This is a genomic window from Legionella lansingensis (genome assembly GCF_900187355.1).
GTDB lineage: Bacteria > Pseudomonadota > Gammaproteobacteria > Legionellales > Legionellaceae > Tatlockia > Tatlockia lansingensis.
The window spans coordinates 2030323-2050831 of the sequence record NZ_LT906451.1; the positions used below are offsets into that span (position 1 = coordinate 2030323).

The window sequence follows — 20509 nt, forward strand, 5'->3', positions numbered from 1 at the left end:
GTCTTCGAATGGAGAATAAAATCCTGTTTGAAAGCAAACAGTCTACGTTAGCTTATAAAGAGTGAAGATACGTTGTAATGTAATGACGAGATTGGTTAAGGGTGGTTGCAAAGATTCGACTTTGGGATATTTTGACCCAACGCCTTTATCTGAAACCTTCCTCAGTGATGTAATCGGTTGTTATTAAGGCTAGAGCCGCAGCAGTTAGGGTTGGGTTAACTGCCATTTTCGTTGGTATTAAACCCACAGTCGCAAGATATAAGTTATTGAAACCATGGACTTTACCTTTTAAATTGGTGACACTGTTGCTGACATCAGTTCCCATGCGGCACACGCCCATAGGATGAGTGAAACCAAAATCCATCGATCTGGGTTCACAGCCTTTTCTGTAGCGTCCTAAGTGATTAGCCAGGGATTTTAAATCTTTCATCGCGGCATCTATTATTTGTTTGTCGTTGTCAGTTAATCGTACCTCAAATTTCGGCTTATCTTTCGATAAAATCATTCGATTCTTTTCTTGTACATCAATAGGAACAAAATATTGAAAATCAATTAATTTATTCTCATCAATAACTTCAGTAGAAACATTCGGAAAAATATCGCGAAGAATCATAGCATGCCACGGATAGTTGGGCGTTGGATATATACATGTCCTGGGTGGTATATCAGCAATCTCATCCGTAGCCACCAATGAGCTATTCAGAACCACTTGAGCAAGATGCAAAGGATGAAAATGTAAATAATGTCCTAATGCGGCTGAGTGAATATGCGAATTATATAGCAACTGGGTTGTATCAAACGCCCCTGCAGCAATTATAATCCTATTTGCCTTAATGTCTTTCAACTGTTGATTTTGCTTGACTTTTAATCCAGAAATAGTTGACTTGTTATGCAATAATTCAATCACCTCCGTATTCATTTGGATGGTAATCAACTCTCTCACCTCTTTAGGCAAATCAAGAATCTGTAACGTTGAGGTAAACTCAATGTCATTATTTTTACGTTTTCTACCCGCCAGAGGAACTTTAGCTAAGCTTCGATTTTGTATGCGTAAAATGGGATCAATAGCAGCAAATAAATTCATTTGTCTTATTGAACAATCAAATAAATCTTTCTGCACATGCAATATGTTTTCAGCACGACTTAAATACTCATTCATATTCATGTCATCAAATTCAGGCCATTGTTCGTGCCTGGCTGGACGGGGACAGTTGTTCGTCCATAAAGTGGCTTGCCCACCATAGGCATGAGTAATGTTGGCCCCTGGTAGGCCTTCAGGCGGCGCATCAACATCAAATAATTGACAGTATGTCTCAATTTCATCAAAAAATTGATCTGGATGTTCCCGGTATTTTTGCTGATTGCGCAAATGTTCACCCGGAGGTGTTGATATTGGTGCTCCTGCTTCAAGTATCAAAACCTTAACGCCTTTTTTTGCCAAGTGATGCGCACAAACCGCACCTAATATGCCACTACCAATGATGGTTACTTCATGCTCCATAAATAATTTTCCATGTTGGTATTTATAAGGAATAAGCATAGCATCAGCACAAGCAAGGTATCCCGTTTGGTTGCAAACGGGATTAATCACTCGAACGAAGAATAAAAAATCCTGGTTGCAAGTAACCAAGCTCTGAGAAATCCTCTCATTTTAAGATCCAAGCAAGAACCCCTGCTGGCTAAGGCGAAAGTAATTGTTGATGCCAACCAGTGGTATTTTTGGAATACTTTATCGATTCAGAAAATGATTCCGAGCCTAAGGTATAAAAATACAAGGTATCGGGGATCACACGAAATCCGCGATAAAACTCGCTCAATGGGAGCGAGAGGGAATCTTGATATTGTTTCTTAAGTTTCTCAAGGTTTTCTTCTAGCTCAACGAGAGAAACAATAGGTTTACCCGAGGTAGGCGCATAAGCAGAAAAACGTAATTGACGTTCTCGTGGTAGAGCTTGCCAATAAGCTTCATTGTCTTGCAATGAAAGCGGCTTAGCGATGCCTTCCAAAATAATCTGCCGTTGTTGCATTGCGAACCAAAAAGTCATTGAGACCTGTGGATTCTCCGTTAACTCGACAAACTTTCTCGTTCCTCGTTGCGTAAAAAATAAAACACTCTCGTTCTCAACTGTTTTTATTGCCACAACACGACTATGAGGAATACCTGCTGAAGTTACTGTCGATAAAACAGCTCTGTCAGGACTTACTGAACCCGCTTTAGCTTCCTGCGCTAACCAATCAGCAATAAGATGAAAAGGCATACATACTCCCAGTAGCATCAATGCGGAGGAGTATAACTTATAGCTAGGGAGGTAGAAATAAGTTGTCCTTTTATAAAAAAATTCATGGGATGGTTTCCTTAATTATATGATATCCCCCAATCCAGGTTGGGCTTGTCAGACAACGCAGTGGATCGGAATTAGCCCCTAATACACCTTGTGTTTGAACTCATTTCCTCTTAGCACCCAACAAAGATACAAAATAGCCGTCCATTATGATCCATAATTACTCATTTTGCTATAATATTATCATGCAGGGAGAAATGGAATGCCGTTATGCATAGTTTCGAGCAAGGAAATTTAATCGATGCGTTTCAAAATGCATTGCTCCAGGCAGGTGTGAATGTTCAGGTTAATCCGCGAGGAATATGTAATTTCGTTGCAGTTTTTGATATTTTTCACCTGTATTCTGGTAACTACCAAGATCTCTTTTCATTTTATGACAATCTTGTCGCTTCAAAAGGCCTAAATCTTGATTCCGAAACTAAAAACAAATTTCACTGGATCCTGACCAAATTAACCATACACAATAACTTCACCAATAGTGGAAAACAAAATTTTAACGATTTAAGAACATTATTTAATCTCTTGGGCCTATTCATTGTAGACGGCAGTTCTGAGAAAGTTAAATTCGAAAACGTTGGAAAAATAACTTTTAAATTTGATGAGCCCAGAATTACAAGATTACTTAGCCAACTTCCAAACAACATTATATTGCAGTGCAGTAATTCGAATCATACCATCGCGGCTCTTGTTAGGGATGGCATGATTTATATAAGGGATCCAAATCATAAAGCTATTCGCAGTTTTGCTTTATCTGATCCGCAGGCTGCAAGCTATATCTATGAAATTCTTGGCGATACGATTTCATTTGATATGTTTGGTAATGAGAAAGAGAACATTCCTACCTTTGATAGCATTGGCTTTATCACAAAAGAAATGAATTCTCATCAAATAAAATCAAATCCCTCCTTCCTAAATAGTGTACAGGAAAGAAACTCTTATGGCCTCCCTTTTAAAGATGCCATTTTGCTTAAACAGGCTCAAAGTGCAGGTCATGATGAAATCAGAGAGTTACTAATTAATGACTATGGTGCAAATCCAATTGCCAGCAAGAATAATCTCCTTCAAGAAAATTATAACTATGCGAAAGCCGCGATCGCTAGTAACAAACTAGATTCAAAGGAAAAATTGGAAATTATTGAATATCTTTTAGAAAAAGAGTTGCTTGATATCAATTACTCCGCTCCAGACTCCCCTAGTTTACTCTGCTTTGCCATGGACTGTAATGAAACGGATGTGTTTAAAGAACTGCTCATATATCCTAACACTAATTTACATGAACCTGATAAGCACTATGGCCTGCAACCAATCGATTACGCTATTAAGCTGCAGAAAGAGGAGTATGTGACGTTATTAAAGGGTGAAGGTTGTGTACCTAGTAGCCAATTAAATTATTCGAGCACCTAAGTAATCGTCCCTTAGTTTAATCAAGGAATCGTCGGGCCGAGGCCCATAGCCGTCAGGCTAAGAAAGAAATTGTTTGTTTAACTTATTGAAATAATAATAAAAAAAGCTAGAGTACCCTTTTAAATTTTTTCCCGCCAGGAAAACAACCAAAAGGGACTCTATGCTGCTGGATACCCTATCAAATATTCCTCAAGAAATCTTTAAATTTTTTACTTATGAAGCGGATCGGATAGGAAAGGAAACAGGTTTTCAGAAACGCCGTTCAAAATTGACACCTAGTGTTTTTATAAAATCATTGATAACGCTCTGTTTTTCAGAACATTTTAATTTGGAACTTTTCTGTGGATTGGTAAAAACGCAAAAAGTTTATATCAAAAAACAATCATTACATGAGCGATTTAACGAACGAACAGCCGGATTTCTTAAAGCCTTTTCATTATTCTGTTTAAAGCACTTTCAAATGAAAAAGTTACCTCAACTCCAAGGATTGGAGCAATTTAGTAGCCTTAACATCATTGATAGCAGTACTATATCCTTACATCAGGCGCTGAATGAGCTTTTTAAAGGCAGTGGCGGAGCCGCATCCAGTTCCGCTATGAAAATCCAAATGATGTTTGATTATCTTGGTGGACAAATAAAAGAGCTTACTCTAACTTCGGGCTGTGATAACGATCAGGGCTTTGATAATTATTTTAATACTATTGAAAAAGGAGCTCTTTATTTAATGGATTTAGGTTATTTTAAACTGAACACGTTTAAGAAAATTATGGAAGAAAACGCTTTCTTCATAAGCCGCTTGCTCACCGGAACTAAACTTCTAACACAAGATAAGAAACCTTTTGATTTACTCGTTACCTTGGAGAATGCTGCACCATTCTTTTCTCAGCAGGTCCTTATGGGAGCAACGCATAAAATTCCTGTCCGCTTGGTCGCTCAACGATTACCACCAGTCATTGCCGAGCAAAGGCGGAGAAGACTTATAAAAGATCATCGTCGCCGTGGTTCCACACCAAACCAGGAATCGTTGGCTTTACAAAGTTGGTCTATTTATATTACCAATACCTCTGAAACTCAAATCAATAATAAAGCAATTCATCAAACGTATGCTTTACGATGGCAGGTAGAACTCCTCTTTAAATTAAGTAAATCCTTAATGCATATTGACTCTATCAAAACTAAAAAGTTTGCTCGAGTGATTATTGAAACCTATGGTAAGTTTATTGCAATGATGCTTTTGTTTTTGCTATGCAATCCCATGCGCAACATAGAAGGCAAACAACTCTCTTTTTATAAAGCCTGTCACCAACTAAGTTCCAAGGCTACTGGATTGATTATCGCCCTCATGTCTCCTTATCGATTAAAGCATTTCTTGAATGATTTCTATGAAAATCTCTCCCTCTTTGCTATCAAAGATTCAAAAAAGAAACCTCTTTTGACCTTTGACTTCTGCGAAGGAGAGTGCTTTTAAACTCTTAGCCTGACGGCTATGGGCCGAGGCCCAACTTACGTTTGCTATGATGAGGTCTCAGAATCATTTTCTACATTAATGATTATCTTTCCTACGGCCCGATGAGTTTCACTGCGTTGATGAGCTAAACCAATATCTTGCAAATTAAACTCACTGTCGATATGCGTTTTTAATTTATTTCCCTCAATAAATTGCGTAATCGTATCCAAGTCATTTTTATTTTTTCGCAGCAAAATGATCCTTGCTTTTTTCCGTGTCAATTTGTTGATAATACTGTTAAAAATCAATGAGAGACTTGGCAAGGTAGCAATATAAATACCATGCTTAGTTAGATATTTCTTGGCTTGGGAATAACTGTAAGCCGACACACAATCAAAAATCACATCGTATTTTTCTTCGCTTATAAAAGGGGAATTTTTCTTATAATCAATGACTTTATCAGCTCCCCACAATTGGACGACGGCCACATTCGCAGTACTACAAACGGCTGTAACCCTTGCTCCTAACAACTTAGCTATTTGCACAGAAAACATGCCAACACCACCAGAAGCACCAAGAATTAAGACGCGATAGTTAGGTTTAACCGCTCCTTTATCTCTTAACGCCTGTAACGCAGTCATCGCGGCTAAAGGCACACTTGCAGCTTGTTTGAAATCCATGTTCTTTGGTTTCACAGAAAGGCTTGCCTCGCTTACAGCAATTAATTGTGCATAAGCCTGCCCTTCTTTCTTGCTAGAACAGCTATAAACCTCATCCCCAACTTGCAAAGTCTTAACATCTTTGCCCACTGCTTCCACTACCCCAGAAAAGTCAAAGCCCAAAATTGCTGGGAGTTTAATCGGATAAATATAACGTAGGGCGCCAGAGCGAATCTTCCAATCAATAGGATTAATGCTACAGGCCTTAATTCTAACTAAAACCTCATTGTTACGAGGAGCAGGATCAGGTATTTCTTTGATGGTTAATTGATTACAATCACCATATTTTTCAATAATCGCGGCTTTCATAAAGATTTAAGTAATCCCTAGTATTTAGCTTAGTTAAACTCGAAAGCTCTTCCGCGTCAATGACTTACTGCATCGAATTATTTCCTTGAGTTTTTTATATCTGGCAAGAGTTCGATAGCCCTTACTTCGCTGCTTCTAATAAAACTCGGTTGCAACAACTAGGCTGCCTTGCTTGCAAAAATTCAAAAGTGGGGTAACGGTTTAGCATTACGCATAGGTGGTGTGATGCGTGAAATACCCCACTTCAAAGAAGGCACTGAAGTAGATATAGAAGTTACTAAAGATGGCTTTACAGTGACAAAATCCAAAAGAAAAAATCGGTTTCCTTTTAAGGAAGTGGATCTTTTGAAAGGGTTATCACCTGAAAAAGCTCATGCCGATTTACTGGCTTCACCCTTACCAAATGAGGTTGAACAGTAATGGCAAAATCCTATATACCAGAACGAAATCATATTATATGGCTTGTGATTTTGAACCAACAAAAGGCAAAGAAATAGGAAAATACCGCCCTACCTTGGTTTTATCCTCAAAACAGTATAATGAAGCAACAGGATTAATCATTTGCTGCGCAATTAGCACCAGTATCCGTGGTGGAAGTACAGAAGTTCCAGTAAATAATTTGGATCAATCTTCAGTTGTTGCTGCAAGCTTGATACAAACCTTATCCTGGAAAGATAGAAAAGCAAAATTTATAACAGAAGCGGAAAATCCTGTCATGGATGAAGCACCCTCGCACACGGTGTAAACCCAGCCGTGCTCTTTTCTGCAGTTTTATGACTGCTTAACCTTGTAGTGACAGCCTAAAAACATTGTTATCCTGGTTGCCGCAATCACGTCAACCAGGATCATAACTACTTCCAATGTAAACTGAAGAGCTTACTGTTTGTTAGTTGTCGATTGATAGGATTCCTTATCCGTTGGCTCCTTATTAGCCTGATTATTGTTATCGGATGGTTTTTGGTAAAACCGATTAGGGTTATAGTTCGAATATCCTGTTTGTGTTGAAGTAACAGTAGTAGTTGTTGTGTTAGTTAGTGTTGGAGCTTTTCCTGTTACCGTTCGTTTCGTTCGTGCCCTGTTTCGAACATCTATAAAGCGAAGTCTCCACCAATTTATTCGCTATCTTGTCCATGGAAGCCGCATCGTATTGATTCACAACCATATGCTCCATTGCATAGGGGAAGGTCGCTGCTAATAGTTCGGAAAAGGCTTTAGCTACCGCTTGTCTTTCTGTTTTCTCCAGCGATAAAAAGAATTGCAATAACGTCGCTCTGTTCTTGCCTTCAGTTTGATCGAGGGTTGATTCCACTTTCTCTGTGGCAGGATTGGTTAAGTATTTATCCCCCAACTCCTTGAGTTTGCCCTCAGCCATTTCATTGATGCCAAATGCTTTAGGCAATAATCCTTTGGCTAAACCGGCCACACCACCCACCACGGCTTTCGTCACGGAGCCTGTCAATCCTGACGCCGTCTTTGCAGCATCGCCTTGAAGCAGCTCTGCGCTCTCTAATCCTATGTCTGTCTTAAAGGCTTCATGAAATAGCTCTTCAAGTTTAGTCTCCGTTGCCTTCGCAATGGCTTGAATACGCTCCCCTTCTGCCATTTGCGGTGGCATATAAGAGGTTATCATCGTTTCTTTCTTTTCTTTCTTGGTTTGCGCTAATTCAAATAAGCGACCCGCAGCCTCTTTATAATTCTTTTTCTCTTTGGCTTCTTCAATGATGGCAGCGTAAGACGTCTCAGCCTCAATGTATTCGATACGCTTAGATAAGCTCGCATGGAATTGACTCAAGGGCGCTAAAAGTATGTCTTTTTCACTTTTGTCTTCTGCCCATTCGGTTAAATACTCTCCAGCATGCTGCAACCCTTTGAGTATTGAAAGATTCACCGTCGATTCCGCTATCTTGGAACCAACCGTTACCAATTGCAGCGCCATTTGGTAAAATTCATTCGTTGTAATGTCTGTTTTTCCTTCATTAAATTCAATCTTGCTGATAACAGCCATCAAATAGTCCATGGATGAGCGACTATCAGTATTCATATGCCGGCGCATGCGCTCTAGCCGTTCTTTAGAATGCGCTTTGGATAAATCAACCGCTTCGAATACCTTTTCCAACGTCTTTCTGTCGTCTTCTGACCCATCCTTCGCAACCTCAAAATCCCTACAAGGGCTGATTTCTTTTCTTCAAATAAACGCTGACGGTATCTTGTCACCTTTTCCTTGCTGTCCTGATCGAGACCTGCAACCTCCGAAAGCATTGTAATGACGTCTTCTCGCATCTTAAGAAATGACTTGACCAAACCTCCGTCGTAGTAATTCTTATCGCGAATAGGATACTGACGCTCTATGGCCTCAAGTTGACTAATGGCTAAATAGTAATGGCCATCTTTCATAGCTTGATACAGCGATTGCACTGCTTCTTCTAAAGACAGAATATTAGGATTGGATACCTTCCCAACCGCTTCTTTAAATAATTCCTGACCTTCTTTCATGGGGGCATACATATGCTCTTTGAAAGACCCAACCATTTCTGAGGCTCTTGTTTTAAGAGAGCTATTGGATGAGTTGTCTCGGTCTGAGGTAATGTCTTCCAGGGATTCTTTCACGCCTTCTGCCACATGCTGAGCAACGTTTTTCATCCTTTGCTTAATCGTTAACTCTCGGCCAAGCTGGGCTGCTTTTATCACGTCCACTTTGGCTTTGAAGGATTGGTACGACTTATCAAGTGATAAGGTATATTCGAATTTCCGGCGCATACAAATACTCCCAACAACGTTTAAACACTTTAATCTCATTTATTTCGAAACGTAGATGCAAAAATAAGATTAAATTATTATCAATTTGTATAACTTTTGTCTTATGGATTTACTATAATTGAAATCGGTTAGGGAAATATGAGTGGGACTATGTAATAACCGCATTATGCATTTATCTCTGTTCCAGAGAATCCCGTCTGTAATAGAAGAAAAACCTTTAGTTTATAATTATAAATAACTGCTTTGAGATTTTTCCTATGCATAAGTTTTCAAGAATGAAAATGTACACGAGTTGGATTACTGAACTCTATCGTCATATTTTTGAAGAAACTCCAATTTGTCATTGGGGATATATGTATTACGATCTAACTGGACGTTACATTCAATTAGCATCAGAACAATATTTATTAGACGATCTCTTTCATAAAGAACTGTATGCTGAGCAAATAATGAGTGATATTGAGATAATAGACAGCACTTTTTATTCTTCTGATGTTACTCATGATTGTTTGTTAGCTGATACAATGAAGCAAGTATTAACTAATCGAGGTTATTCTTATTTTGTTGATTTTATAAAAAGAAATACTTTTTCTAATAATTTTTCTACAGAAATTGTCACTATTGCCTCTTTTTCCAATCCAATTGAGGCAAATAATTTTGTATTAAATAATATAGATATATTAAATAAAATTAGCGAAAACATGGCTGCTCGATGTCGTCGATTAATAACTAAAGAAAATACGCTAATTTTGCCAAAAGATTTCATGATCAGTGCCAATGAGTTTTTTGAACATAAAAAACAAACATCTAAATTAAGTTTAAAAAAAAGGATTTTAAAGTCTGCCAATAAATCATCAAAATTACCGCAATTTATTAATGACAATGCATTTGACTTTAATCAACTTCCTTTTAGTTTTTTAGCCTCAAAAGAGATTACTTATCGAGAGAAGGAAATTATTTATCTTTATTATTATGGTTTTAATTTAGGTCGTATAGCAGCAATATTAGACATTTCAAAGCGTACTGTAGAAAAAGATTTTGAAAACATTAGAAAAAAATTGAAGTGTGAAAGCAGTGGTCAGATTATCCCTACACTATTGAGATTTGATAACTCTCTTCAACTGTCGATAAGAAAAAGTGATGTATGATTAAATCGTTATTTTAGCTGTTTTAATAAATAATCAAACTAATTAATTTTTAATCTAAAAATGTAAAAAATACGTAGCGACAATCAAAATCCCTTAATTTTAAAAAGATACCATTAGACCTCTTGCATAACCGACATCTTTTATTTGATTGCTGCGTTATCAATGTTTCTGCGGTGCTCATTTACTTCATGTAAACTCCGCTCCTCGAAACATTGATACCTTCCACTCAAATAAAATCTACCAGTTATGCAAGAGGTCTATTCCTATTGAACAGTAATATTTTATAGAGGTGTATCATGTTTAGAATTGTGACTCGGGCTCCTCGCCCTGTTATTACCAGAACTCGTCAAAGAGTTCATCAACGGACTTATCATGCGCCGGTTCATAACCCTCATGGAAAGGAAGTCAATGAACCAGTAAATAACGAAGAGATATTAACAAAAACCCAGCTCAATGACCAGATGGAGCTTGAACCCAAAGGGAATGATACAAGAGACCACTTCGAAGCAAAGTGGAATCCAAATAAAGCTCGGGTATTTACTGGAAATGTTAATCTGCGCACCGATGAACACACAAGAGCGTTTGTCTATACGACAGTGAAAGGATATGGGCTCTTATCTCATATTTTTTCTGGCGTTCTAAATTTACTAGGGTTCAATTTCACGGGGAATAATACTCGACCTGAAAATGCAGAAAATCAAGATTCCACAAGACAAATGGAAAAGAGGTTTGCTAGCAAATCAAGAGAATCATTAATTTCGAAGGATTATGTTGCCAGCATGAAAATTGTATATTGTGTCTATAAGGAATGTTATGAAGTATTAGAATCAAGGAAAAAAAGCCCTGGTATGGATACCCTTGCTGCTGATGACCAAATAAAAGGAAATTATAAAGTTGATGATCATCGGGAGCATACCCTTGAAGAAGTCAGAGAAAAGCTTGACCTGCCAAATCGTAATCGAATCATGTTGTTAAACTTGGTGGTTGATGCAGAAAAAAATACCAACTCCACTGTATTACTTCACCAAATCAAAAGTTTATTTGCACATCCAGCATGTGATTTGGCTGAAGACAAAGAGCAGTTAGTTAAGTTTATCAGCTTAATAAGAAAAGTGTTTCCTGATAGGCTAGCAGCCGAGTTGAAAGCACAAAAAGTATCAGAAGATAAAATTGAACAGTTGATAAACGCTCAATTGGACGATAATTTGCTCAATCTTTGGCAAGAAAGTACAAAGGATATCAAATTACCGCTAGCCCATACGCAATGGTGTGCTGTTCCCAATGGTCTTCGAACAGGAAAAATTGAAGATTACTACCAATTGTTACAAATCGCAGCACATCCTACACTTGGCCGTAAAGCATCCCTTATTTTGATATCAGTGCCAAAGGAGTTGGAACACAAAATCAGAGTTGCCTTTAGCGAAGCAAAAGCTAATGTTGATAAGGGTAAAGGGGGTGTTTATCAGGTCTATATGAATCCAGCTGACATGCTCTCCTTACTCCACTTTTCTTCAGTTAAAATCATTTATCAAGATGATAGGAGGCATATATACAACTGTCAGAAGATCTCTGAAAGAAAAGAAAATGGAGATAACGTTATCACCATGTATAGTTTCTACAAAAATAAATCCGAGGTGATTTGTTTAGGAGACGGAGCGAAGGAAAAAGAACTTGACAGCAAGACCTGTCAACATAATCTTTAATTAATCCACTGGAAGGAGGTACTGGTGCTAAATTTAAAAGCACAAGCGACCTCCTTCAACTTTTATTACTTATAAGAAAAAATATCAGACAATTTTTCTTGGGAAGCATGTTCTACATGCCGATTAACTGGTTTTAGAAAACGCATATGGATTAGATAAGCGTTACTTTCTTTATCTATTTTTTCAGATAAACAGGTCTCTATACCTTCTGAAAGCTCAAAATCTCTCAGCTTAGAACCCTTCACAGTAATTTTAGGAATCACTTGGGTTTTAAAATTAGGTGTACTAGGCATCTTATCAAACACAAGGGTATGATCAGCTACACCTGGGGCGGGGGAGAATCCGACTACTTTTTTTCCTTTCGCTAATGATGTGACTGACATATTTTCTGCATTAGTCGTTTCATCCGTGATCAATTTTTTTAAAGCTGCCGTGCCTTCTACAGAATGTGGCTCTTTACCAGGAAGAATTTTCAACCATGAATGCTTAATGTTTAACGCATCCCATAACCATCCCTTGCTACTAAAAAAATGGCTCACCCCTCTGATAAATCTTGAGGTAACAGCAGGCCTCAAGTATCCACCCGTTATCAGTCCCGTTACTATTCTAAACATTTTAAAAAATCCCTTCTCTAATTAAATCTCACCCTAAAATACTACGATTTTACTATCTTGGAAATAGATACAACAATTAGACCACAAATATAATCAATTGCTTCAAATTTATTACAAAATTTTACTAAACGTATCAACCCTATGAATCTAGTGCATAAAAAATTAAAAGAGATGGCGTATCATGACATATCATAAGAACCAAAAAATTATTCCTTATAAGGAAATTAGGTTATGCACATTTGTAGACATCTCATCTTTGCTGTTTTACTACTTCAAGTTTTTTCCATAGAAGCCAAGTCAATTCTCCTTATTAATGCCATTGAGAAAGCTCCTAGCATCCTTATTAATAATCAAAAAGTGCAGGCAAAGTATGATGTTATTAATAATACACCGTTCACTCTCAAGAATAATGCATTGACTAATATTCCTTCTGGGGTTAGACAAATTACTACTGGGCAAAGAACATGCCAGCACTCTTTTAATCTTCTTCCAGGTACCGGCTGTATCCTTATCCTAGAAATCAATGCAGCTGCAATGAAAGGGAATATACACGAAGGCCCCAAAATTTGTCAGACCTCCAATAATGCAGCATATTGTTCTGTACCTGCTTCTCAAGATGTTCTTTTGGTTAAAAAGAACAAGGACATAGATGCAATATTAAATAAACCCTTATATCAAAATTCCAAATGGGGATTGCGTGTTATTGATCTGAAGACCGGAAGTGTATTAATCAATTTAAGACCGCACTACCAATTTTTTATAGGCTCAGTCCGAAAACTATTTTCTGTAGGTGCATTACTTAATCAGGTAGGGTCAAATTACAGATTTCGTACCCCTCTTATCTATAAAGGAACATTAGATGCTAACGGTGTATTAAATGGTGATTTAATTCTTATTGCTTCGGGTGATTTAACAATGGGAGGACGTACATTACCTAATGGTACTATTGCTATTTCTAATTTTGATCACAATGAAGCAAATACACTGGGTAATGCTATCCTCACAAGCCCTGATCCACTCGCAGGATATAAGACCTTGGCAAAGCGCGTATATGATTTTGGGATAAAACGTGTTACTGGCAATGTGATAATTGATGATAGACTTTTTGTGCCTTTCAGATATCGCAATGAGTTTAATGTGAGGCCGATTTTTGTAAATGATGATGTTATTGATGTCTCTATGGAGCCTACTCGTATCGGAAATCTTGCATCGGTTAATTGGCGTCCGGTTTCAGCAGCCTTTACTATAACCTCTGAACTTCTGACTACGGATCCAAACACTGTAACAAGTTATAAGTTAGACCCAGAGCTTCCTTCTTGTATAGGCACCACACCTTGCCAAGGTCAAGTAACTGGCAATCTCTCCATTAATTTCATTCCGCCGTTTACTTATCAATTTCCTCTTGTACAAACCTTTAGAGTAGTGGAACCCGCAAATTATGCGCGTACTGTTTTTATTGAGGCGCTTAAAAACGCTGGTGTTATGATCGATGCTTCTTCCATTGCTCAAAATCCAACCCCACCGATTGGACCTTACACTCCCATTACTGAACTGGTATCGCCCCCTTTTTCTGAGTATGCAAAATTTATTCTTAAGGTGAGCTATAATATCGGTGCCGATGTGAGCTTGATACTATTTGGGCTTACTCAAGGCGTAAATAATATGGCGGAAGCATTAGCTGTTGAAAAAAGCATCTTAACGACGCACCACAATATACCTAGCAATCAATTTACTTTCATGGATGGTAGTGGTGGTGGAAATACGACTGCAACGAATCTAGTTGTAACTGAATGGTTAAAAATAATGACTCAGCTTCCCAGTTTCTCGGCATTTTTTGATGCTCTTCCTGTTCTAGGCGTTGATGGATCACTTGCAACAGTGACTGAATTTCAAACTAACCCTACCCTTATAGGGGCAAAAGGGGAAGTACATGCAAAAACTGGAACGTATATACAAGGTTCCCCACAAGGTATTTTATTAAAAGGCCAATCATTTGGTGGTTATATTGATACCAAAAGTGGAAGAAGAATTATTTATCAATTAGTAGTAAATGATGTTGCATTGCATTCTATAACTGATGTAATAGAAATATTTCAAGATGAAGGAATTATATCAGCGATACTCTGGCGTGATCTTTAAAATCATTCAAATCTGATTCGATAAGCACTAATCAAGAGCAAGACTCCCCAATAATTCAGGGCGGATCATCCAGGCAATGCGCCAGTGGTGTTCTTCTGTTTTTTCCAAACACACCATACTGCCCGGTTCAAACGAAACCAATGAGTGATGTTCATTGTTGGTAACAAGTTGACTGATAAGTTTGTCCATAAAAGGTAAATGTCCGACTAGCATTAGATTTTGATTGGATTGATTGAGCTCTTTGGCCATCGGTATGACATCATCAAGAGGATCAAGACCTGTTCTTGATTCAATGCCATGTTTAATAGCAATATTTACAGCTAAGTGTTCTGCCGTTTGTTGTGCTCTAAATTTTCCACTGTGATAGAGGTGTGCAACATCAATGTTAAGCAGAGAAAGAAAGCACCCTAGCGATTTAACATCTTTCATTCCTTGTTCACTAAGAGACCTTTCTGGATCAATTTCCTTGGCTAAACTGTCTCCATGTTGGACGAGATAAATTTTCATACCTCTCCTTGGTTTAGTGATAATCCATCATGCTAAGTTTAGACTCCTTTGGGACAGGTTTGGAGATAATAGTGGTTATGAAACTCCTTCATCACGCTTTGCTGCATTAAGATTACATACTATCCTCAAAATTGTTATCCCCGCGAAGACAGGTATCCGAACTCCGGGGGCCAGGTTAGGATTTGTGGGCGATAAATTCAATATTTTCTTTCTCTTTATCTTTTGCCCATGGTTTATCCTTTTTTCTAGCAAATTTGATTTAACCATGTAATTATTTTTTTAATCAACAATAAAAATATCGAAGCGAATCAATGAGTGATCCCTATTAAGTTAGCCCATTGATGCAAAAATTGTTGACTCCTTTGATTAAGAAAACGAAGATAGAGCGGATTAAATTTTACATGGAGTGACTAAAATGGCAAACCTGAGCGAACTAGCAAAACAGATTGATTATTACTTTCTATTAAAATGCATGGCCGCATTAGCTACAGCGGCGGTAATAGCCTTAGGCATTACACTAGCACTCGCCCTCAAAACCACCGCTGTCACCGCAACCGCCTTTGCGGCTACCGCCACCACAGGAATTGTTATCGGCGCTGGCTTCCCAATAGTGGGGGTGTTATTGCTGATTGGTGCAATCTGTGTATTGCCTTGTTGTTTCAGAGGTCCCTCCTATAGAGTCTCCACTGGTAATTATTATACTGATGCCTATAGCACCAGTTATTCCCCCAGTTTTTACCCTTCCGTCCCTTCTGTTTCCATCACTGGTGATAGTCGTTATCATAGTCACAGCCAAGTTACTCAAACACATCATCATGACAGTTCTTACCCCTCTACACATGCAAGTACACATCATCATGACAGCTCTTACCCTCCTACACATGGAAGTACACATCATCATTAACAGTTTGTAGATACTGTCTTCAAAAGCAACCTAAATTTTCGTTAAAAGGTTGCTTATTTTTTAGGACTCCAAAAATGATATGAGCCAATTTACGCATCACGGCACAAATTATAGTTTTTGGAGTTTTTCCATTGCATTGGAGTCTTTCGACAAAGCCATCCAAAGCTTTATTGTAGCGTTTGGCGACTAAAGCAGCCATGTAAAGAGCCTTTCTTAATCGACTATCTCCGAGTCTTGAGAGAGTTGTTTTGCCAATGAGAGAGCCGGATTGATGTTGTTTGGGGGTGATACCTATATAGGCGGCAAATTGTTTGGCTGTTTGAAAGCACTGGATATCAGGCATTCGTGCCAGCACATAATAAGCAGTGAGTTTGCCTATGCCTTTGATAGAAAGTAACAAGTCCAATTTTTCTTGAAGTTGTTGATTATTGCTAATTAACTCATCAATTTGTTGTTGAATCGCTTTTATTTCTTGCTTACGCTTTTCTATCATTTTCTTTAAGCTTTTCTGTGCCGCACGACCTCTAATACTATGCAGTTGGTTTGTTAATTGAATAACCTGAACTTTCAACATATCCAATACTTTGGTTAATTCTTTGATTTCCTTTTGCTCTGCAGAGCTGGATTGATAAATGCGTGGTTCCATTCGTTGACAAAATTGAGCGGTGATTTTGGCGTCAATCGTATCATTTTTATTACGGGCTAGGCAGGCTTTAGCAAAACTCTTAACCTGGAAGGGATTTACAACACTGACGCGAACACCTTTCTCCACTAAGAAATCAGCAAGTCCCTCACTATAATGACCTGTTGCTTCCATGCACACCCAAGGAGATGATGCATATTGATTAAGCCATTTAAGGAAATCTTCATAGCCTTTCTTTGAATTTGAGAAGACAGCATGTTTATAGCGATTATCGATGCTTAGAGCACTATCAAATTTATCCTTGGCAATATCAATACCTACAAATTCATATGCACTCATGCTAATCTCCAATGGCTGTAAAAATACTTGGGGTTATTTATCGTTGACCAAGCTTGCAAATACAGGCTTACTTTGATGAGAGCGGCCTAAGATACTGTTCGGTCGATTGATAAGTGGGGAGAAGGTCCTAATCTACACATCAGGCTTTATGCCTTGCCTGGGTACAAGATCTCTTCTCCCATCCCAAGTGCCCTTGAGATTAAGCTTTTCTGCCCACTTTTTAAAGATACAAGCCTGGGTGCAGCCAAGGTGAAACCCGGGTTCCGCTTCGCTGCACCCAGGCTACAATACTGTCGTCTCTCTAAAATTAGAACATAAAGACAGTAATTGTTTCAAAGCCCTGAGGTAACCTAGAAAATTGAGCGCCTTGCTTGAGGTTCCCTCATAAGGAACTAAGTCAATAGCTGCAAAATAATCTGTGATTCTATGTTTAATCTCCTCTCTCTTATCTACTTTCTCTTCTTTATATAGCGTGACCAATTCCTGCTCTATAGAGCGAAGTTCAGCTTCTATGCCTAGCTCGGTGGCAAAAAGGTGAGCATTTTCTAGATTGATACTGCGATAAATTTGACTCAAAGTAGCTTGCATGATCGCCAACTGCGTGTAATTTTTTTTATCCACAGAGAAAGCCACATGCACCGCTGGTTTAAGTGCTTCCTCATCAATTGATTCCATCAAACCCCGGGTAAGCCAAAACAGATGGGTCAAATCATACAAGTTTCCTTTCCCAATAAACAAAGCCTCCATGTTAGCAGTAAGATAAGCAAACACTTTTTTTATATTTTTCTTAAAGAGCGCCAAAGGGTGAGCACGCCATAAGATATTGCCAACTAGGAAAGAAGCAAAAATACCAATAATGATTCCCCCGAATCGTTCTAAAGGAGGCGACAGATCAGTGGGCGGCCCTCCTGCTTGAGCTAAACAAATCACTAAAGCAATGTTTGCTTGTAAACCAATATAGCTATATTTTGCGGACTTAAAGGTAAAATAACTAAAAACCCAAATTGGGAAAAAAAGGATAAGTAGCAAGGTGTATAAGTCAAGCGGGAAAAAACCAATAGGAAACAAAGCGACCAAACCACCAAGCATGCATCCGAGTAATCGATGCACGCTGATATTTTTCATCTCAAATAAGTCTCTGCGAATAGAAATAACAATGCTGCTAATTATCCCATTAATACCGCCAGGCCAGTTGCTTATAATCCAAAAAACAAGAGCCAGAACAGCTGCAAGACCCGTTTTAAGGCTGTGCTGAATGACATCTGGATCACCACTTAATTGTTGTTGACGGCTAATTAATTTGTTTTTAGGTTGGTCTACACCCTCATGAAGAATCAGGATATTTCCTAAGCTATTGAAAATATAATTAATTTGCTGAAAGAACGACAAAATATCAAAATAAGGACTGGTTTTCTCCTCCTGATGACTCCCTTTCTCTATTGCCTTATTGAAAGCCTCGATGGCCATACCTGTTTGTAAGCTTTCAGACGTAGGTAAACTGGCAAAGAAGGCTTTCTCTAGAGTAGTTAAATCATGGTACATACTTCTGAAAACATCATTCATTTCTTGCTCAAATTCAAAACGCTCTTTTACCCCTTGATAAACATTAATAAAATAGGTAACGGCTCGGGCTAGATCGTAAAATAAATCAAGCAATGCCCGGAATTGATCGATCTTTTCCTTTTTGATACCGAATTCACGCCGCATAAAGCCTAACATTTCTATTGATTTTTTTATTTTTTTCTTGAGTTGCACATTGCTTTTTTTAGTTTCTTCCAAGAAGGGTGTTCCGGTTAACAAAGATTTCTCTAACTGCTCTAAGAGAGTATTTACGGAATCAAAGATCAAAGACACATCTTTGATCATATTATCACCAATACGATTTGGAAAAATGCAAAAAGCGGCAGCGGCAGAAACGAGTACACCCAGCCCAATTTCAATCGGCCGCCACAATGCGATGTAAAAAGCCTCCTCAGGATTAATAGCCAATTGGGCAACAACAAAAAAAGCGCCCAAAGCACCTAAAAGCCAAGAATACGCATGGGAGCTAAAGTTATAATAATAAACGGCAACACTAATCAGAAGTAAATTGACCACGAGGTAAAGAAATAAACTGTTAGCAACCATCCTTGCTAACAAAAAGCCAATGGATACCCCGATTATCGTACCAACAACCCGTAGAATGGCTTTATCAATAATACTACCAACATACAAATTTGAAGTAATGACCACGGTCATGCCCGCCCAGTAAGGTCTATCTAAATGCAAGGCAAAGGCAATAAAGATTGCACTAACCGCTGCAATAGCCGTTCGTAATGCCGCCCTGTTTTCAAGGGTATGTGGTATTAGTCTATCAATTCTCACTACCTCGTAGGATAAGTTATTGTGGTAGCGCTAGCTCCTATTCTTAGCGGATAATCAGGACTTGGATTATCAATGTAAATCCGCACAGGAAAGCGCTGGGCTATTTTAATCCAATCCTCAGTTGCTTCCAGGTAGGCCAATGTGGAAGGGGCAACTTCTCCGGCCTGCACTCGATTGATCCCCCAACCAATGCTGTTCACATGACCATGAAAAACTTTACCTGGGTACATATCAAGTTTAATTCTTGCTTTGTCACCTGGTTTAATCAACCGAATCACGGTTTCTCGATAGCGCGTAACCACCCACCATTGGCTTGTATCAACCACCGCAAATAAGCCCTCACCAGTTTTTATGTATTGACCGGGTAATAAATTAAAATTGGTAATGTATCCATCGACGGATGCCACCACTGTGGTATTTTCATACAGATAACGCGCTTTATTGTATTTAGCTTGTGCTGCCAAAACAGCATTATCATCAAAATTTTTATCTGCTATTCTAAGATCTTGGCTTGCAGCCAAGACCATCGCTTCTTGCTCTTTTATTCTCGCTTCAATATTAATGACCTGGATTTCAGGTAAGGCCCCTTCCGTTAGCAATTTCCGATAGCGTTGATAATGATCTTTACTTAGAGCAATTGCAGATAGATTTTGCTCTAACTTTTCCTTCGCCACTGTTATAGCTAATTTCTCAATCTCGTAGTTTAATTTCGCTATGTTAAGCTCGGCCAAGGCTTTATCCATCGCGTATTTATATGGTCTTGGGTCGATCTCGATTAGTTTATCGCCTTTTTTCACGTTTTGGTTTTCAACGACATAGATTTTAGTAATGGGGCCTTCAACAATTGCAGCCATGTTAACGATATTGGCGGAAACATAAGCGTCATCAGACCAGGTAAAATGATAAGCAAAATACCGGTATCCACCAAAAGATAAGATCAGGATGGTTATCGTAACTAGATGTGGCCAATATTGAAACGCTGCTAAACGCTCTCGAATCATTTACCACTATCCTTAGCTAAACCACTTAAGCCAATATAGTCAATCGTTTAGATGACTGTTTTCCTATGTTAGTTAACATGTTAGCGTAGATCCCCAAAGTAAAATTCCACTCTCTATCTAAATAAGCAAAATTTGGACCTACCTGAACTCTAAAAATCATGATTGAGCA

The 20509-nt window shown here is 38.4% G+C and carries 18 protein-coding genes; 8 read left to right on the forward strand and 10 right to left on the reverse strand.

The features are described from left to right. Positions 1–145 precede the first annotated feature (145 nt). Together CKV79_RS09235 and CKV79_RS09240 are read right to left on the reverse strand one after the other, a co-directional pair. Positions 146–1630, reverse strand: a complete 1485-nt coding sequence (locus tag CKV79_RS09235; RefSeq protein WP_131796111.1) for an FAD-dependent oxidoreductase — start codon at positions 1628–1630, stop codon at positions 146–148. 49 nt (positions 1631–1679) lie between these two features. Beyond that, positions 1680–2258, reverse strand: coding sequence for a pyridoxine/pyridoxamine 5'-phosphate oxidase (locus tag CKV79_RS09240; protein ID WP_028373960.1), 579 nt, complete (start codon positions 2256–2258; stop codon positions 1680–1682). A 294-nt stretch (positions 2259–2552) separates the two neighbouring features. Here CKV79_RS09240 and CKV79_RS09245 point away from each other — a divergent pair, with 294 nt between their 5' ends. After that, the gene (locus CKV79_RS09245; protein ID WP_028373959.1) at positions 2553–3746 is read left to right on the forward strand and encodes an ankyrin repeat domain-containing protein; all 1194 of its coding nucleotides are present in this window, start codon (positions 2553–2555) and stop codon (positions 3744–3746) included. A gap of 160 nt (positions 3747–3906) precedes the next feature. Then, positions 3907–5214 (forward strand): IS4 family transposase, encoded by a 1308-nt coding sequence (locus tag CKV79_RS09250; protein ID WP_095141691.1) that lies wholly within the window; start codon positions 3907–3909, stop codon positions 5212–5214. Positions 5215–5258: 44 nt separating this feature from the next. Here CKV79_RS09250 and CKV79_RS09255 read toward each other — a convergent pair whose 3' ends face one another. Then, positions 5259–6221, reverse strand: coding sequence for an NAD(P)-dependent alcohol dehydrogenase (locus CKV79_RS09255; RefSeq protein WP_035916192.1), 963 nt, complete (start codon positions 6219–6221; stop codon positions 5259–5261). A 225-nt stretch (positions 6222–6446) separates the two neighbouring features. Between CKV79_RS09255 and CKV79_RS09260 the strand changes: the two genes are divergently transcribed. Beyond that, the gene (locus CKV79_RS09260; RefSeq protein WP_051546267.1) at positions 6447–6641 is read left to right on the forward strand and encodes an AbrB/MazE/SpoVT family DNA-binding domain-containing protein; all 195 of its coding nucleotides are present in this window, start codon (positions 6447–6449) and stop codon (positions 6639–6641) included. A gap of 37 nt (positions 6642–6678) precedes the next feature. Next, the gene (locus CKV79_RS09265) at positions 6679–6966 is read left to right on the forward strand and encodes a type II toxin-antitoxin system PemK/MazF family toxin (protein ID WP_197697226.1); all 288 of its coding nucleotides are present in this window, start codon (positions 6679–6681) and stop codon (positions 6964–6966) included. 282 nt (positions 6967–7248) lie between these two features. On the opposite strand, the gene CKV79_RS09270 is transcribed toward CKV79_RS09265, so the two are convergent. Together CKV79_RS09270 and CKV79_RS09275 are read right to left on the reverse strand one after the other, a co-directional pair. After that, the gene (locus CKV79_RS09270; protein WP_131796117.1) at positions 7249–8262 is read right to left on the reverse strand and encodes a hypothetical protein; all 1014 of its coding nucleotides are present in this window, start codon (positions 8260–8262) and stop codon (positions 7249–7251) included. Between the two features lie 17 nt (positions 8263–8279). Beyond that, the gene (locus tag CKV79_RS09275) at positions 8280–8978 is read right to left on the reverse strand and encodes a hypothetical protein (RefSeq protein ID WP_028374192.1); all 699 of its coding nucleotides are present in this window, start codon (positions 8976–8978) and stop codon (positions 8280–8282) included. Positions 8979–9259: 281 nt separating this feature from the next. Here CKV79_RS09275 and CKV79_RS09280 point away from each other — a divergent pair, with 281 nt between their 5' ends. Both CKV79_RS09280 and CKV79_RS09285 read left to right on the forward strand, forming a co-directional pair. Next, positions 9260–10126, forward strand: a complete 867-nt coding sequence (locus tag CKV79_RS09280) for a helix-turn-helix transcriptional regulator (protein WP_231950086.1) — start codon at positions 9260–9262, stop codon at positions 10124–10126. A gap of 296 nt (positions 10127–10422) precedes the next feature. Further along, entirely contained in the window at positions 10423–11829 is a 1407-nt protein-coding gene (locus tag CKV79_RS09285; RefSeq protein ID WP_028374194.1) for a hypothetical protein, read from the forward strand. A gap of 65 nt (positions 11830–11894) precedes the next feature. Here the strand turns inward: CKV79_RS09285 and CKV79_RS09290 are convergent, their stop codons facing one another. Beyond that, positions 11895–12443: a hypothetical protein gene (locus tag CKV79_RS09290; RefSeq protein WP_028374195.1), complete on the reverse strand. Its 549-nt coding sequence runs from the start codon at positions 12441–12443 to the stop codon at positions 11895–11897. A 231-nt stretch (positions 12444–12674) separates the two neighbouring features. Between CKV79_RS09290 and CKV79_RS09295 the strand changes: the two genes are divergently transcribed. Continuing rightward, the gene (locus CKV79_RS09295; protein WP_231950087.1) at positions 12675–14582 is read left to right on the forward strand and encodes a D-alanyl-D-alanine carboxypeptidase/D-alanyl-D-alanine-endopeptidase; all 1908 of its coding nucleotides are present in this window, start codon (positions 12675–12677) and stop codon (positions 14580–14582) included. 27 nt (positions 14583–14609) lie between these two features. On the opposite strand, the gene sixA is transcribed toward CKV79_RS09295, so the two are convergent. Then, on the reverse strand, positions 14610–15089 hold the full coding sequence (sixA, locus tag CKV79_RS09300) for a phosphohistidine phosphatase SixA (protein WP_028374196.1): 480 nt from the start codon (positions 15087–15089) through the stop codon (positions 14610–14612). A 415-nt stretch (positions 15090–15504) separates the two neighbouring features. Between sixA and CKV79_RS09305 the strand changes: the two genes are divergently transcribed. After that, positions 15505–15993: a hypothetical protein gene (locus CKV79_RS09305; RefSeq protein WP_051546269.1), complete on the forward strand. Its 489-nt coding sequence runs from the start codon at positions 15505–15507 to the stop codon at positions 15991–15993. 19 nt (positions 15994–16012) lie between these two features. Here the strand turns inward: CKV79_RS09305 and CKV79_RS09310 are convergent, their stop codons facing one another. The 3 genes from CKV79_RS09310 to CKV79_RS09320 form a co-directional block, all read right to left on the reverse strand. Then, the gene (locus CKV79_RS09310) at positions 16013–16975 is read right to left on the reverse strand and encodes an IS110 family RNA-guided transposase (RefSeq protein ID WP_095141706.1); all 963 of its coding nucleotides are present in this window, start codon (positions 16973–16975) and stop codon (positions 16013–16015) included. 282 nt (positions 16976–17257) lie between these two features. Continuing rightward, positions 17258–19339, reverse strand: a complete 2082-nt coding sequence (locus CKV79_RS09315) for an FUSC family protein (protein WP_051546249.1) — start codon at positions 19337–19339, stop codon at positions 17258–17260. Continuing rightward, positions 19339–20340, reverse strand: coding sequence for an HlyD family secretion protein (locus CKV79_RS09320; RefSeq protein ID WP_028374078.1), 1002 nt, complete (start codon positions 20338–20340; stop codon positions 19339–19341). Before CKV79_RS09320 ends, CKV79_RS09315 begins: the two co-directional genes overlap by 1 nt. Positions 20341–20509: the final 169 nt, after the last annotated feature.